At 68.3% G+C, this 12,758-nt stretch carries 19 protein-coding genes and 1 pseudogene; 9 read left to right on the forward strand and 11 right to left on the reverse strand.

Translation table 11 applies throughout. The features are described from left to right. The first annotated feature begins 209 nt into the window (after positions 1-209). The 3 genes from ACRWK7_RS29410 to ACRWK7_RS29420 all read left to right on the forward strand — a co-directional run bounded on the left by ACRWK7_RS29410 (position 210) and on the right by ACRWK7_RS29420 (position 3,473). Complete coding sequence (locus ACRWK7_RS29410) at positions 210-812, forward strand: hypothetical protein (protein WP_431860460.1); 603 nt, start codon at positions 210-212, stop codon at positions 810-812. A gap of 413 nt (positions 813-1,225) precedes the next feature. After that, positions 1,226-1,393, forward strand: a complete 168-nt coding sequence (locus ACRWK7_RS29415) for a hypothetical protein (protein WP_431860462.1) — start codon at positions 1,226-1,228, stop codon at positions 1,391-1,393. Beyond that, a complete protein-coding gene (locus tag ACRWK7_RS29420) occupies positions 1,383-3,473 on the forward strand; it encodes a recombinase family protein (protein WP_431860464.1) in 2,091 nt (696 codons plus the stop codon). The genes ACRWK7_RS29415 and ACRWK7_RS29420 overlap by 11 nt, the downstream gene beginning before the upstream one ends. Here the strand turns inward: ACRWK7_RS29420 and tnpB are convergent. After that, complete coding sequence (gene tnpB, locus ACRWK7_RS29425; RefSeq protein WP_431860466.1) at positions 3,427-3,654, reverse strand: IS66 family insertion sequence element accessory protein TnpB; 228 nt, start codon at positions 3,652-3,654, stop codon at positions 3,427-3,429. The genes ACRWK7_RS29420 and tnpB overlap by 47 nt on opposite strands. Then, entirely contained in the window at positions 3,651-4,067 is a 417-nt protein-coding gene (tnpA, locus tag ACRWK7_RS29430) for an IS66-like element accessory protein TnpA (RefSeq protein ID WP_431860467.1), read from the reverse strand. The genes tnpB and tnpA (ACRWK7_RS29430) overlap by 4 nt, the downstream gene beginning before the upstream one ends. On the opposite strand from tnpA (ACRWK7_RS29430), the gene ACRWK7_RS29435 reads away from it, so the two are divergent. Then, positions 4,056-4,541, forward strand: a complete 486-nt coding sequence (locus ACRWK7_RS29435; RefSeq protein ID WP_431860531.1) for a transposase — start codon at positions 4,056-4,058, stop codon at positions 4,539-4,541. The two genes, tnpA (ACRWK7_RS29430) and ACRWK7_RS29435, sit on opposite strands and share 12 nt — an antisense overlap. After that, a complete protein-coding gene (tnpA, locus tag ACRWK7_RS29440) occupies positions 4,499-4,882 on the forward strand; it encodes an IS66 family insertion sequence element accessory protein TnpA (protein WP_431860469.1) in 384 nt (127 codons plus the stop codon). Before ACRWK7_RS29435 ends, tnpA (ACRWK7_RS29440) begins: the two co-directional genes overlap by 43 nt. A 14-nt stretch (positions 4,883-4,896) precedes the next feature. On the opposite strand, the pseudogene ACRWK7_RS29445 reads toward tnpA (ACRWK7_RS29440), so the two are convergent. The 3 genes and pseudogenes from ACRWK7_RS29445 to ACRWK7_RS29455 all read right to left on the reverse strand — a co-directional run. Continuing rightward, positions 4,897-5,193 (reverse strand): annotated as a pseudogene (locus ACRWK7_RS29445) (IS66 family transposase); the annotation flags it as partial. Between the two features lie 109 nt (positions 5,194-5,302). Further along, complete coding sequence (locus ACRWK7_RS29450; RefSeq protein WP_431860471.1) at positions 5,303-6,292, reverse strand: tyrosine-type recombinase/integrase; 990 nt, start codon at positions 6,290-6,292, stop codon at positions 5,303-5,305. Then, complete coding sequence (locus ACRWK7_RS29455; RefSeq protein ID WP_431860472.1) at positions 6,289-6,942, reverse strand: tyrosine-type recombinase/integrase; 654 nt, start codon at positions 6,940-6,942, stop codon at positions 6,289-6,291. The genes ACRWK7_RS29450 and ACRWK7_RS29455 overlap by 4 nt, the downstream gene beginning before the upstream one ends. Positions 6,943-7,119: 177 nt before the next feature. Here ACRWK7_RS29455 and ACRWK7_RS29460 point away from each other — a divergent pair, with 177 nt between their 5' ends. Both ACRWK7_RS29460 and ACRWK7_RS29465 read left to right on the forward strand, forming a co-directional pair. Further along, entirely contained in the window at positions 7,120-8,127 is a 1,008-nt protein-coding gene (locus ACRWK7_RS29460; protein WP_431860474.1) for an AAA family ATPase, read from the forward strand. Then, positions 8,117-9,067, forward strand: a complete 951-nt coding sequence (locus tag ACRWK7_RS29465; protein WP_431860475.1) for a ParB/RepB/Spo0J family partition protein — start codon at positions 8,117-8,119, stop codon at positions 9,065-9,067. The genes ACRWK7_RS29460 and ACRWK7_RS29465 overlap by 11 nt, the downstream gene beginning before the upstream one ends. A 252-nt stretch (positions 9,068-9,319) precedes the next feature. Here ACRWK7_RS29465 and ACRWK7_RS29470 read toward each other — a convergent pair whose 3' ends face one another. From ACRWK7_RS29470 to ACRWK7_RS29485, 4 genes are all read right to left on the reverse strand, one after another. Beyond that, on the reverse strand, positions 9,320-9,508 hold the full coding sequence (locus tag ACRWK7_RS29470; protein ID WP_431860477.1) for a hypothetical protein: 189 nt from the start codon (positions 9,506-9,508) through the stop codon (positions 9,320-9,322). A 400-nt stretch (positions 9,509-9,908) separates the two neighbouring features. Then, complete coding sequence (locus ACRWK7_RS29475; RefSeq protein WP_431860478.1) at positions 9,909-10,058, reverse strand: hypothetical protein; 150 nt, start codon at positions 10,056-10,058, stop codon at positions 9,909-9,911. A gap of 163 nt (positions 10,059-10,221) precedes the next feature. Next, a complete protein-coding gene (locus tag ACRWK7_RS29480) occupies positions 10,222-10,431 on the reverse strand; it encodes a hypothetical protein (protein WP_431860480.1) in 210 nt (69 codons plus the stop codon). Positions 10,432-10,467: 36 nt separating this feature from the next. Further along, a complete protein-coding gene (locus ACRWK7_RS29485) occupies positions 10,468-10,647 on the reverse strand; it encodes a hypothetical protein (protein WP_431860482.1) in 180 nt (59 codons plus the stop codon). Between the two features lie 271 nt (positions 10,648-10,918). Between ACRWK7_RS29485 and ACRWK7_RS29490 the strand changes: the two genes are divergently transcribed. Next, positions 10,919-11,341 (forward strand): hypothetical protein, encoded by a 423-nt coding sequence (locus ACRWK7_RS29490; RefSeq protein WP_431860484.1) that lies wholly within the window; start codon positions 10,919-10,921, stop codon positions 11,339-11,341. A gap of 90 nt (positions 11,342-11,431) precedes the next feature. Then, positions 11,432-11,854 carry a hypothetical protein gene (locus tag ACRWK7_RS29495; protein ID WP_431860486.1) on the forward strand — a complete coding sequence of 141 codons (423 nt, stop codon included), beginning with the start codon at positions 11,432-11,434 and terminating at the stop codon, positions 11,852-11,854. A gap of 9 nt (positions 11,855-11,863) precedes the next feature. On the opposite strand, the gene ACRWK7_RS29500 is transcribed toward ACRWK7_RS29495, so the two are convergent. Then, positions 11,864-12,280, reverse strand: coding sequence for a nuclear transport factor 2 family protein (locus ACRWK7_RS29500; RefSeq protein ID WP_431860488.1), 417 nt, complete (start codon positions 12,278-12,280; stop codon positions 11,864-11,866). Positions 12,281-12,379: 99 nt separating this feature from the next. Beyond that, positions 12,380-12,589: a hypothetical protein gene (locus tag ACRWK7_RS29505; RefSeq protein ID WP_431860490.1), complete on the reverse strand. Its 210-nt coding sequence runs from the start codon at positions 12,587-12,589 to the stop codon at positions 12,380-12,382. Positions 12,590-12,758 lie beyond the last annotated feature (169 nt).

Here is a 12,758-nt window from a genome sequence, read left to right on the forward strand (position 1 = left end):
ACAGGGTGTTCATGCTGCCGTACGGCCTGTTCGATTTCCGCCGTACGCGCTGTTCAGTTTCGACCGGACAGCCTGTTCATTTTCACCGGACTGTGCATCCGTCACGACGGCGGCATTCCATTCTCATCCTGATTGACGCCGTTCTCACCGTGATTGTCGCGCCATAGTCCGCTGCGGAACGGGCCGCCATCGAGCGCCTCGCCGCCGATGTGACGACGATCTGGCGTGCATCGAGCACCACCGCGGCCGAGCGCAAGGAGATCGTGCGCCTGATGCTGGAGCGGGTCGTGGTTGTCGTGGAGGGCGAGACCGAGCACATGGCGGTGGAGTGCCATTGGGCCGGAGGACGTCGGACCCGCCATCGGCTGCGGCGTGCGGTGCGCCGCATGACTCAGTTGGCCGGCCATGATGAGCTTTTCGCCCGGACCACGGCGCTGTTCGCCGAGGGGCTGCGCCCGCCGGCCATCGCCCGGACCTTGGCGGCCGAGGGCTGGCTCTCGCCGCATGGCCAGCCGGTGACCGAGGGCGGTGTGCGCTCCTGGCTGCAGCGCCGGGGTTTGTTGCCGGATGGCCGGCACCGTCCAACCCTGGTGGTGCAGCGCGAGCCGGACGAGTTCACGGTGGCAGAACTGTCGGTTCGCCTCGGGGTGCCCGAAGGCACGATCTACAGGTGGCTGTACAAAGGACTGGTGCCGGCACGCAGGGCGGTGGCGGTAAACCGCGAACTCTGGCTCGTTCGCCTGGACGACGCCCTGGCCCATGACCGACGCCGTCGCCCCCGCAAACCGACCCAGGTCAAACACGTGACGTGAGGCACCGATAAACCTGCTTTGGAGAGGCATCATGAAGCCAGGACGCTGAATCCCTGGCCATCCCAGTACAGCACTTTCACCAGGTGCCCAGATCGAGCGTCATTCGACATACAGATTTGAGTCGGCGCGGGTCGAATACCGGTGGCACCCGCTGTACGGGCAGACGCTCCGGGTGGTGAGCCGAACCGTCCGCAGCGGTCATCCCGTGATCTGGCTGGAGGAGCGTCCGGGAACCGCCCGCGAGCTGCCGGCCTGGATGTGCGACGCGACCTCCTGCCTGGGGATGGACGCGTTGGGGCCGCCGCAGGTCGGCGCCGTCGCCCTTGGGGCATTGGCGGCAGTTCTCTCGGATTTGCGGAGCCAAGCCGGTAATCACGCACCATCGGTCATCCCACCCACCGAGGAGGTTGCCGATGATCAGACGACCGCGGCCGGCGAATCAGCTGTCGCTGGATCTCAACGCCCCACCCCTGAACGTCATGATCCCGGACGAAGCGGTGCGGGCGCTGGCGGACCTGCTCCTGGAAGCCGCGGGCGCCCGGCCAGGCGCGGAGCACGAGGAGGGCGGCCATGAGCCTTAAGATCACCGCTGATCACCTCGGCCGCGGGGCCGCGATCTATGTCCGCCAATCCACTCCCGGCCAGGTGACCGGCCACGCCGAGAGCCGCCGCCGGCAATATGCGCTGGCCGATGCGGCGCGCACGGCCGGCTTCGTCGACGTGGCGATCATCGACGAGGACCTCGGCCGCTCCGGTTCCGGGCTGGAGGCGCGGCCGGGGTTCCAGAAGCTGGCGGCGGCCGTCTGCGCCGGCACGGTCGGCGCGGTCTATTGCATCGAGGCGTCGCGCTTGGCCCGAAACGGCCGGGATTGGCACCACCTCATCGACCTCTGTGCCCTGGCTGGGACGTTGGTGATCGATCCGGACGGGGTCTATGATCCACGGCTGTTGAACGATCGCTTGCTGCTCGGACTGAAGGGAACGATGTCGGAGTACGAGCTCAGCCTGTTGCGCCAGCGCGGCATCGAAGCCCGCGACGGCAAAGCTCGGCGAGGCGAGCTGCGGTTCACGCTGCCGCCCGGCTACTGCTGGAGTGAGGCCGGGCGGATCGAGATCGATCCGGACGAGCGCGTCGCCGACGCCATCCGGATGCTGTTCCGCAAGTTCCGCGAACTGGGCAGCGCCCGCCAGGTCTTCCTATGGATGCGCTCCGCCGGCCTGTCGCTTCCGGTCGTCCTGCGCAACCTCTCCGCCTGCAAGATCCTCTGGCAGCCGCCGGCCTACCACACGGTGATCCAGGTGCTGCAGAACCCCATCTACGCCGGCGCCTACGTGTTCGGACGGCGGGGTGACCGGACGCGGGTCGTCGAGGGCCGGGCGCGCAAGACGAGCGGGCACAGACGGGATCGCGCGGACTGGAACACCCTGCTGCGCGACAACCACGAGGGCTACATCACCTGGGCCGAGTTCGAGGAGCACCAGCGGATGCTCGAGGAGAACGCCCACATGCAGCGCCGCACGTCCCGCAAGGCCGGTCGGGGTGGCCGGGCGCTGTTGACGGGGCTGGTCCGGTGCGGCTGCTGCGGCCGTCGGATGCGCGTGTTCTACGGCATGCAGTCGGGGCATGCGCACCGTTACCAGTGCCGGGGCGACGACGCCCACGTCGGCGCCGGCCTGTGCGTCGGCATCGGTGGCGTGCGCGTTGACCGGGCGGTCGTGGCCCAGATGCTGGAGGCCGTCTCCGCCCGGGCCGTGGAGGCCGCCCTGCTCGCCGCCGACCAGGCGGCCGCGGCGGGGGCGGAGGAGCGTGCGGCGCTGGAACGCGAACTGGAGGCGGCCCGCTATGACGCAGCACTGGCCGCGCGCCGCTACGATCTCGTGGATCCGGCCAAGCGTCATGTCGTTCGCGAATTGGAAGCACGCTGGAACACGGCGCTGGAGCGGGTGGCGCAGATCGAGCGCCGGATCGCCGAGGTCGACGCGCGGTCCGCCGCGCGGCCGGCCGTGGACCGGGAGGCCCTGCTGGGATTGGCCCGCGACCTGCCGGCGGCGTGGAACGCGCCCACGGCGGACGCACGGACCCGGCAGCGCCTGACGCGGCTGCTCGTGGAGGAAGTGGTGATCGACCTCGACGACGTGGCGTACGAGGCGGTGCTGCGGATCCACTGGGTCGGCGGCCGGCACACGGAAGTGCGCGTGCCGCGGGCCAGGACCGGCCGCCGACGGGAGGGCGGCCATCCCGGAGCGGTGGAGGTGGTGCGCAAGCTTGGCGGCCATTGGCCGGACCGCGAGATCTCCATGACGCTGAACCGCATGAAGTGTCGGACCGAGGCCGGGGAGACCTGGACGGCGATGGCAGTTCGGCTGTTGCGGGAGCGGCTCTCCATCCCCGACTTCGACCCGTCCGTTCCCCGTCCCGAGACGCTGACCGCGGACAAGGCGGCGAAACGGCTCGGCATCTCGATCCCGTCGGTGCACCGCCTCATCCAGCGCGGGATCCTGCCGGCGACGCAGCTTGTTCCTTCGGCACCCTGGCACATTCCGGCCGCCGCGCTGGACACCGATGCCGTACGAACGGGCGTGAACGAGGTGAAGGCGTGGCGTCCCAAGAACCTTATTGAATATCAAAGGGATGGCGGCATGAGGCTGCCGGGACTGTGAAAGGAAGGATGCACAATGTCAGGCGATTCCCTTGCCGGCCCCGGAAGACGAACAGATGGCCGGCGAACGGATCCTGCTTGAGGATCTCCTGGGCGAGCATGGCCAGACCGTCCATGCCTTTGCGCATGTCGGTGGGGCCCATCGCCAGATAGACCCGCACGCCGGCGGGAACCGAGATCACGGGCTGTCCAGCGCGCCGACCAGCCGGCGCAGCGTGGCAGGCGCGATGTCCTCGGCGACGCGCAGCACGCGGCCGTTGGCGAGCACCACCTCGGCCAGGGCGGTTCGGCGCTCAACCGGCGCCGTCGGTTCTGGCGTGGATGGCGCCGCGGTGGGAGTGACGATGCTGGCGGGTGGCGGCGCCTCGAGCACGCGCACCGGCACGAACGCTGGCGCCTCGGCCGCCAATTCGCCGCTCTTGAGCTGCCGACGCCAGCGGTAGATCAGGCTGGTGCACACGCCATGGCGGCGCGCCACCGCGGCCACCGCGCCGCGCCCGCCGCGGGCTTCGCCGACCAGGCGGATCTTCTCCTCGGCCGAGTAGGTGCGCCGCCCACCGGCGCCGGTGATGACCTCGATGCGCTGGACCGCCACGGTGCAAACCACGCTGCTTGCCACGATGCCAAGCCGGCCACGCACGGCGGCGGCGCCGACCTCCAGCTTTCAGCACGCCGGCCCCTGTTCCCACAAGGCAGCCTCCAGACGACGCTTACTCCGGACATAGCACCGGCGACGGAACTGGCGGCGCTGTACCATGAGCGCTGGCAACATGAACTCGTCTTTGCGGAACTCAAAGTCACCCTGCCAGGGCAGCGCCTGATCCTGCGCTCTCGCCGGCCGGATTTGATCGAGCAAGAGCTGTATGGCCTTTTGCTAGCGCATTTCGCCCTTCGCCGTCTCATATGCCAAGCCAGCGTCCAAGCCGCCTGTGATCCGGACACCCTCTCCTTCGTCCATGTGGTCAGGGTGGTGCGGCGCCACTTACCCTTCCACGCGGCCTTTTTCCCCCTCGCCAACGCCAGCGCATGTGGTCGGCCGTCTTGGTTGAGATCATCGCCGTGCGTGTGAAGCATAAACCCGGGCGGACCTGCCCCCGCGAGGTCAAACGCAAGATCCGAACCTTTCCAACCAAACCAGTAGTCGCCACACCCCAGCGCCAGCTCCTTCCGACATCGCAGATCCGAATCCATCCTCCAGCTGCCGGCGCTGATCTCGACGCAAAAGCCCGCGTGAAGCGAGCCCGGAAGATCGCGCACGAGCGCTTCTGGTGGGAGCACATCCAAGGCTGGCAACAGAGCGGTCGAACCAGAGCGGAATATTGCCGCGTGGAGAAGTTGGCCCCGAACTCCTTCGATCTTTGGGTCAATTGCCTCCGGCATCGCCTGCGGAAGCCGCAAAAGCGCGCTTAACTGAACCGCATTGGCTCACTGCCGTTGTTGGTTGGCGGCACGCGCCGATCAGCGAGAAAGACGAAGAACTTGGCGCGCCACGCCTTGATCTGACGTTGCAGCTCGCGGCCGGCCGGATGGGCGGCGGGCACACCGAGCAGAGCATCAAGACCCTGCTCAGCCTTGGCGGCGCAGGCGGCGAGCGTGCTGTCCTTCAGGCTCGGTCTTCGCTTGTCGACACGGATGGACCAGCGCAGGTGGTCGCGGATCTTCGGCGCCACCACGCTGTCGCCGCAGTCGATGGCGTACTGCACGTCTCTGAGCACATGGGCGTTATGCCGACGTCGGCATAACGCCCACTATGCCGACCTCCGGATTATGCCGACCACCGCGGGGAACCCGGCCCGAGCGGCGGTGATCCTCGCGGCGGGGGCGGCATAATCAGATCGCCTCGAGGAAGGCGAGCAGTTTGTCGGGCGGCCGGTAGCGGCCAGGCTTTGTGTCGGCCGGGGTCGTTCTGGCCAGGGCGCGTTCCTTGAGCTCCAGGTCAGCGTGCAGGTAGATTTGCGTGGTTTCGATCTGTTCGTGGCCGAGCCACAGCGCGATCACTGCGGTGTCGATGCCGGCGCGCAGCAGCCGCATCGCCGCGGTATGGCGCAACACGTGCATTGTGACCCTCTTCTGAGACAACGGTGTGCAGGTGCAGGCGGCACGCTCCACGTACTTGGCAAGACGGTGTTCAAGCGCATCGCGGCTGAGCACCGTTCCGGCCTGCGTCACGAACAGCGGATCCGTCGGTTGGCCGGCGCGCTCGTCCAGCCAAGTGCGCAGGGCGGCGACCATGCCTGAGGTAAGCGGCGTGATCCGCAGCTTTCGCCCTTTGCCCAGGCAGCTGACGTGTGCGCCGGCGCCGAGGTGGACATCAGCGCACCGGAGCCCGATCAATTCGGACGCACGCAATCCGGTCTGCGCGGCGAGCCCGAGAAGGGTGCGGTCACGCCGACCGGTCCAGGTCGTCGGGTCCGGGGCGGCGAGCAGCGCGTCGAGTTCCGGTTCGGTGAGGAAAGTCACGAGCTTACGGTCGAAGCGCTTGGGTGGGATGGCGAGCACCCGCGCGATCACGGCGGCGTGCTCGGGATGGCGGAGCGCGGCATACCGGAACAGCGACCGGATGGCGGCGAGCCGGGCGTTGCGGGTGCGCACGCCGTTCCCGCGCTGGTGCTCGAGGTGGTCGAGGAAGGCGCCGACTAGCGGGGCATCGAGATCGCCGATGTCCAGATTGGAAGGCTCCTTGTTCCGCTGCCCGGACGCGAAGACGAGCAACAGCCGCAGAGTGTCCCGGTAGGCGGCGAGCGTATGCGGGCTGGCTTGGCGTTGGCGGATCAGGCGATCCGAGAAGAACGCCTGCAGGGTCGTGGCCAGTGCGGTCATGGGTCCCCCCCAAGGTGGCGCTCCAGCCGGTCGCCTACCAGCTTCAGCAGTTCCGGCGCGGCCGATAGGTACCAGTAGGTCTTGCCGGGATCGACGTGGCCGAGGTAGGTCGACAGCAGGGCAAGACGGGCACCGGGGTCGCCGCTGTCGCGATATCCGTCAAGGATGGTGTTGACCGCGAAGCTGTGACGCAGGTCATGGAGCCGGGGCCGGCACAAGGCGGAGCGTGAGGTGAGGCCGGCGCGACCGGCCAGCCGGTGGAAGGTGTTCTGGACGTTGTTGTACCGCAGCCGGCTGCCGGCCGTGGAGACCAGCAGCGCAGGTGCATTCGCCGCTTGGGAAGGTCGGTCGGCCCGCCGCAGGTAGTCGCCAAGCGCGGTCACGGTGCTTGGATGCAGCGGCAACTCGCGGGACTTGCCGAACTTGCCGTTGCGGATGACGAGCAACCCGTTCCCGGCGTCGAGATCGTCGCGGTCGAGGCCGATGGCTTCCCCGATCCGCATGCCGGTCACTGCCAACAGGGCGATCAGGCTTCGGTAGGTCGCCGCCCGATGCGGTGTGCACAAGGTTCCCGCCGCCTCGATCAGGGCCGCGATGTCTTCCTCCGAGTAGAGGTAGGGCGTTGGCTGCGTCCGCTGGATGATGGACATTCTGCGACGCTGAGCCCGCCTGAGGTGTGGCGGGACAAGGGGTTCGGCCGTGTTCTTGATGCCCGTGTGGCGCCTTGACGCAACTTGACGCAAGCCGCTCGCCGCCATCAAACTTGACGGAAGGGGCCACCACCAGTAACGCTGCCCCGAGGTCAACATCTTTCGGGGTAGGCGCGGATGCAGGGCGAAGACGTCAAACGGCTGCGTGAGCAGAAGGGGCTTCTTCAGGCCGAATTTGCCACGTGGCTCAACGAAGCGCTGGGGCGTCGCTACGATGGTCCCAAGATCAGCCGCTGGGAGGGGAATCGCGAGAAGATCCCAGAGGCCGTCCTGCGCTTCCTTCTGCGTGAGCAGGCCGGCCCGAACGCCAAGCACGGCCCCGCTTACATCGCCGCCTGCACCAACAACAAGGGCGGGGTGGGCAAGACGACGACCTCGGTCAACCTTGGCAGCGTGCTGGCCGCGCAGGGAAACCGGGTCCTGGTCATCGACGCTGATCCCCAGGCGCACGCCACCGCCAACCTCGGCCTGGACACCCCGGAGTACGAGCAGGAGGTCAAGAAGTCACTGCCGCATGTGCTGCGCGACCAAGTCTCGCTGCGCGACGTGATCGTGCCGGTGCGGCCAGCCGGCCTGGAGGTCGTGCCCTCCTGCCTCGGGTTGAGTTTCGTGGAGTCCGAGTTGACCTCGGATTCCAGCGGGCCGCTGGCGCTGCGCGAGAAGATCGCTGAGTTGAAGGACGACTACGACTTCGTCATCATCGACTGCCCACCCAACCTCGGGCAGATGACGACGAACGCGCTGCTGTCTTGCCATGGGGTGATCATTCCGACGCAGACCGAGTATCTGGCCTCGCTCGGCATGGAGAAACTTCTGGCCTCAATCGCCAAGATCAAGCGCCGCTTCGTGTCCGATTTCCAGATCCTCGGCATCCTGCCGACCATGCACGACGTGCGGCTCCATCAGCACCAGGTCGTGCTGGAGCACCTGCACACGACGTTCGGGCAGTCGCTGCGGATCTTCCCGCCGATCCCGCGAGCCACGGTGCACGGCGAGGCCGCCCTCGCCGGCCGCGCTGCCTTCGAGGCGGAGCCCGAGGCACCGGGTGCCGCCAACATGCGCGTCCTTATCGACGCTCTCATCAGCGAGCGCGAGAAGCGCCTGGAGGTCCTGAATGTCGCGTGATTCCCTGCGGGCGGCGAGCCGGCTTGGCAAGGGGGCGGCCGGCGGCACTTCCACGGTCAGCAGCATCTCGGCGCTGTTCGCCGCGCCAGACACCGACTACCCCATCATCACGCCCGACATTGCCAACATCGAGGACAACCCGCACCAGCCGCGATCTTCGATGGATGAAGAGGCGTATAAGGTTCTGAGGGCGTCGATCCAGGAATACGGGCTGCAGCAGCCCATCGGCGTGCTCCAATTGAACCCGATGCGCTTCCGCCTAGTCTACGGCTCGCGGCGGCTTCGGGCCATGCGGGAAATTGGCAACGCCACCATCCCCTGCCGCGTCGTGGCCAACCTGGACGGGGCCAGCGCCGAGAAGGTTGAGGAGATCAGCGCACGGGCCGATGAGATCGCGCTGTTCGAGAACCTGCACCGCGACGACCTCGACGTCTTCGACGAGGCCGAGGCCATCCGTGGCCTCAAGGAGCGCCACGGGCTGCGCTACAACAAGATCGCCCCGATGATCGGCAAGACCACGACGGCGATCTCGCGTATCCTTTCAGTCCTGCGGCTGCCGGACATTATCCGACACGAGGCGACTGCCCTGAAGCCGGCGCGCTACCGGCTGTTCGACATCGCCGCCGTCGACGACGAGGCGCAGCAGATGGATCTGTGGCAGGCGCTCAAGGCGGAGATGACCGGCGCCCCACGGCCCGGGACGCCCGGACGGGCGGATGAGCGCGACAACGAGGCGGATGAACCCGGGGCTCCCCGCGAGCGGCGCAACCGGGTCGCCATTCCCAGCCTGCTGCCGCAACGCTACGCCCGCCATATCCACCACGCGCACGAAGTACTGGCCGGATTGCGGGCCGAGCCGCGGCCACTCGGCGAGGAAGACCGCCGGCGTCTGGAAGACATGCGCGAAGCTATCGACGCGATCCTGCGCACCGCCTCCTAAGGCAGAACGAGAGGGGCGTTGCGCATCCGCCCCTCTCCTCTTCTGATGCCGCCCTTCAGAATAATTGCGAATCCGCAATTTTTCGAATGCCCCGTTCCTCTCACCGCGCCATCCCAAGCGTCCCGAAAAATTGCGGATTCGCAATTTCTTTTCAGGCTGGCCTCACGCCGCCACGCGCGCCCGGTTGAACCGCCCGCACACCACCGAGCGCAGCAGGCCCTCGATGCGCTGCTTGGTCCCGACATCCTGGTTTCACATAACGGCTACGGTCTGGGTGCGCAGGTCGATCTGCTCGAGGCGGTCGGCGACGATGGTGCCGCCCAGGCGGGCGAAGACGGTCTGGACGTGGCGGAAGGTGTCCGCCTCTACCACCACGAAGGTGGCGTGGCCGATGCCGAGGCAGCGCGAGCGCGCCACCTGGCCATTCAGGGACGCCAGCACGGCGGCGTTGATGCAGCGGTCGTGCGTAATGGTCGCGCCGGTAACGATGCGGATGCTGCTGGCTATGGCGGTGTCCTCCTGCTCGGTGTCCCTGCCGCCATATGCCGAACGCCCCCGGCGCTCACAAGCCCAGGGCCGGCGTCTGCGGGACAGGCGATGGAGCGACCATCATGCACGGGCCGGGATGGAAGGGGTGGCCCGGGATGGGCGGATCGAGGCGTCGTGGCAATGACGTCCTGGCGGGCCGAGGAACAGGTGGAGGCGGGTCCTGGAGATCGGCGGTGCGTGCCGCACCGCTGGTCTTGTCCGGGCCGGTCGGTGGCCGTGCTTCCCACCAGCACGCGGCAGTTGTCCGGCCGCCTATGGTGCCGGTGTCGACGGGACTTTTGCGGGAGCCGGTTCAGGGCGCCTTGGCCGGCACCACGACCGCGGCCGCGGCGGCGCGCTCGCGCTGCTGCTTGAGCATCTGGCTTTCGCGGATGGCGATGTCGGTCCAGCCGCACGCCTGCAGCGGCACAGCGGCGAGGAGCAGGATGAGGACCTTGGGCATGGGCATCTCCTCCAGGGGAAGCGTTCTCGCTTTACCCGCCAGACAGCCCAAGCCCGGGCACATCACACGTCAACGCGCCCGAAAACGGGAACCTGCTGCCGGGCTGCGTTCCCTCCGGGAGAGGACGGGTTGTCGCTGAACGCACCGGGACAGAGGCAATGCTCTACAGCGACAGAGCCCTGGTGGCTTGGTCCAGGTGCCGTTGCGGCACAGCGGTTCCGAAGCCGGAGAGCACCGCGCGGGCGGCCCGGGCCGGTAGCCCGGTGTGGCGTGCCAGGGCCACGGCGTCAAGGCGTTTGAGGTTGGCGCAGCGACGGATCTGCGTCAAGGCGTCGGCCTTCTGCCAGCGCCCGTCGATGAACCACTCGGACATGGTCGCTCTCCTGGGATCAGGACAGGCCGGAACCCTTCAGTGGGGACGGCCGTCCAGGCGGCGCAGGACGTGGTCCAGCACCGGCGCCGGCGTCAGGATGACGACGCCGTCGAGGATGGCGCGGGCCTGTTCGGGATCGATTCCGGCGAGGCGCGCGACCGTGCCGGCGTCCCAGCCGTGGTCCTCGGCAATCAAGGTGATCCAGTTGGCCAGCATGTAACGTGCAGCCAGAGCGTCGTGACGGGGCTTTCCGTCCGCGGGTCGATGGTACGAGCCCATGGGGGGTCTCCTCCGGTGCCGCCTTCTTCGTGGCGTTGACGCATGATGATCCCGCCCGATCACCGGCGGGAATGCGATACCCTGCCATCCCCCGTTTGCTCATCGGGTCGGTCGAACGGCCTAGCGGTGGCCATGGAATGAGGGACGGGCCGACAACGTTCATTTCCGCATGAGGGCTGGGTGCCCTCGATGCAGAAGGACGCCGGAGATGTCTGGCCGTGATGGTGGTTTCGCTGCTCTGCGTGGGCCGAAGGTGATGGTGCTGGGTGCGCTGGTCGCGGGGGCGCTGGTGGTCGGCGTCGGGCCGGCCGCGGCCCACGAAGACGACGGTCCGTCGTGGCGTCATGAGCAGGGCGGCTGGGGTGAGCGGGATCGCTGGCGCGAGGAGCAGCGCCGTCAGGAGGAGTGGCGTGAACGGCAGATCCAGCAGGAGCGCGAGGCTCGCCGTGAGCAGCGGGAACGCGACCGTGAAGCCTGGCGTCGCGAGAAGTGGCGGGAGCACCACGGCTGGTCTCACGGCGCCGCCTACGGCGCGCCGCCCGCCGTCGTCTACGCGCCCGCGCCGTACGGCGTCTATGCGCCGCCTGCGCGCAGCGGCTTCGAGTTCAGCGTGAACATCCCGATCCGCTGAGGCAATACGCTCCATCCCTGGGGCGGTCTGGACGGTGTTTCCGGCAACGGCGGCAGGGTATGATCGGTCGGTCATGACCGGGAGCCCTGCATGCCGAAGCCGCCCACCCGTCCGCCGGCCCGTACCGGTCCGAAGTCGGACCGCCCGCGGCCGGAAGCGGTGCCGTCCCGTGCCCGCAACCTCGGTGACAAAGCCCTGGGGGTCTTGATGGATCGGCGGTCGCGTCCGGCTGGGATGGCTATCATCGAGACGTTGGCGCGCACCGATGTCGATGAGCGGCGGCGCTTCGCGGCGGCGGCGGCGCGGGTATACGGGTCGGCGGGGCCCAATGCCCTGCTGTCCGCGGCCAGGATCTACGTGGGTGACCTGTGGGCGCTGGCCAGCGTCGCCGAAACCATGGGGGAAAGGCGCAAGATCATGGGCATCCTCGCGGAGATCGCGGCCCAGGCGCTGCCGCCGACGCTGGAACCCACGCGGCGTACGCCGGTCACGAAGCCGCGGTCCAGGACGTAATCAGGGCCATCATGGCCCACAAGGACGGCAAGCGGCCTCCAGGGCCGCTTCATCAGCGCAACGCTCCTCGAAGCGCAGGATCCGGCCGTCGCGCAGCAGCCATCGGTGTTCGGTCGTCACCGTCACCGGCTTGCCCGTGGCCGTGCTGACAGCCTCGACGCGGTTGCGCGTGACGACCTCGTCCCCGTCCTCCGCGATGTCCTGCATCTCGTGCCGGGTGATCGTCCATTCCTGCGTCAGGCCCTGGAAGTAGCGCTGGACGCCGTCCGGACCGTGGAAGGTGCCGGAGAAGGCCGCCAGAACCGGAGATTGGCCGCAGGAGACCCACTCGACGTCGGGCGCGAGGCGCTCGAACAGCGGCGCCACGTCACCGGCGGAGTAGCGGTCGTACAGGCCGCGGAGCAACTCGATGTCGGTCTGCGCCATGTGCACCTCCTGCCGCCTGGCATGGAGGGACATGGTACGGCCGGCCGCCCTGGACAGCGCCGGCGCAAGAGCGGTGCCCCTGCCGGATGCGCCTGCCCTTTAGGCCGCCGCGCGGTGCACCGCCAGATCGATCGAGATCGGACGGTGGTCGGACGCGCCACGGGGGAAGACCAGGGCGCTGGCGCTGGTGACACCGGGACCTCGGACGAGGCAACGGTCGAGCCGGGCCGGCAGCACACCGCTGGCACGGTGCGTGGGGCGCAGCGGCCCAACATCCCGCCAGCCGGCCACCAGCATCGGGCCAACCACGTTGTAGTCCCCGATGACGGCGCAGGAGCCGCTGGCCGTGGCTCAGGTGCACGTTGACCACGGTGAGCGCGGGCAACGGCAGCACCATGGCGAAGCGCCGGCCGCTGGACACGACGCCCGGGTCGAAGGGCAACGGCATGTACTCCGGTTCCGGCAGCGGGTCCGGGCT

It is taken from the genome of Azospirillum sp. (genome assembly GCF_050789165.1).

Excerpts from the sequence above, each read along its gene's own strand:
- ACRWK7_RS29455 (WP_431860472.1), bottom strand. The coding sequence starts at position 6,942 with ATGTCCATCATCCAGCGGACGCAGCCAACGCCCTACCTCTACTCGGAG.
- ACRWK7_RS29415 (WP_431860462.1), top strand. The coding sequence starts at position 1,226 with ATGATCAGACGACCGCGGCCGGCGAATCAGCTGTCGCTGGATCTCAAC.
- tnpA (WP_431860469.1), top strand. The coding sequence starts at position 4,499 with ATGTGGTCGGCCGTCTTGGTTGAGATCATCGCCGTGCGTGTGAAGCAT.
- ACRWK7_RS29465 (WP_431860475.1), top strand. The coding sequence starts at position 8,117 with ATGTCGCGTGATTCCCTGCGGGCGGCGAGCCGGCTTGGCAAGGGGGCG.
- ACRWK7_RS29485 (WP_431860482.1), bottom strand. The coding sequence starts at position 10,647 with ATGCTGGCCAACTGGATCACCTTGATTGCCGAGGACCACGGCTGGGAC.
- ACRWK7_RS29480 (WP_431860480.1), bottom strand. The coding sequence starts at position 10,431 with ATGTCCGAGTGGTTCATCGACGGGCGCTGGCAGAAGGCCGACGCCTTG.
- ACRWK7_RS29450 (WP_431860471.1), bottom strand. The coding sequence starts at position 6,292 with ATGACCGCACTGGCCACGACCCTGCAGGCGTTCTTCTCGGATCGCCTG.
- ACRWK7_RS29460 (WP_431860474.1), top strand. The coding sequence starts at position 7,120 with ATGCAGGGCGAAGACGTCAAACGGCTGCGTGAGCAGAAGGGGCTTCTT.
- ACRWK7_RS29420 (WP_431860464.1), top strand. The coding sequence starts at position 1,383 with ATGAGCCTTAAGATCACCGCTGATCACCTCGGCCGCGGGGCCGCGATC.
- ACRWK7_RS29490 (WP_431860484.1), top strand. The coding sequence starts at position 10,919 with ATGTCTGGCCGTGATGGTGGTTTCGCTGCTCTGCGTGGGCCGAAGGTG.
- ACRWK7_RS29475 (WP_431860478.1), bottom strand. The coding sequence starts at position 10,058 with ATGCCCAAGGTCCTCATCCTGCTCCTCGCCGCTGTGCCGCTGCAGGCG.
- ACRWK7_RS29495 (WP_431860486.1), top strand. The coding sequence starts at position 11,432 with ATGCCGAAGCCGCCCACCCGTCCGCCGGCCCGTACCGGTCCGAAGTCG.
- ACRWK7_RS29500 (WP_431860488.1), bottom strand. The coding sequence starts at position 12,280 with ATGGCGCAGACCGACATCGAGTTGCTCCGCGGCCTGTACGACCGCTAC.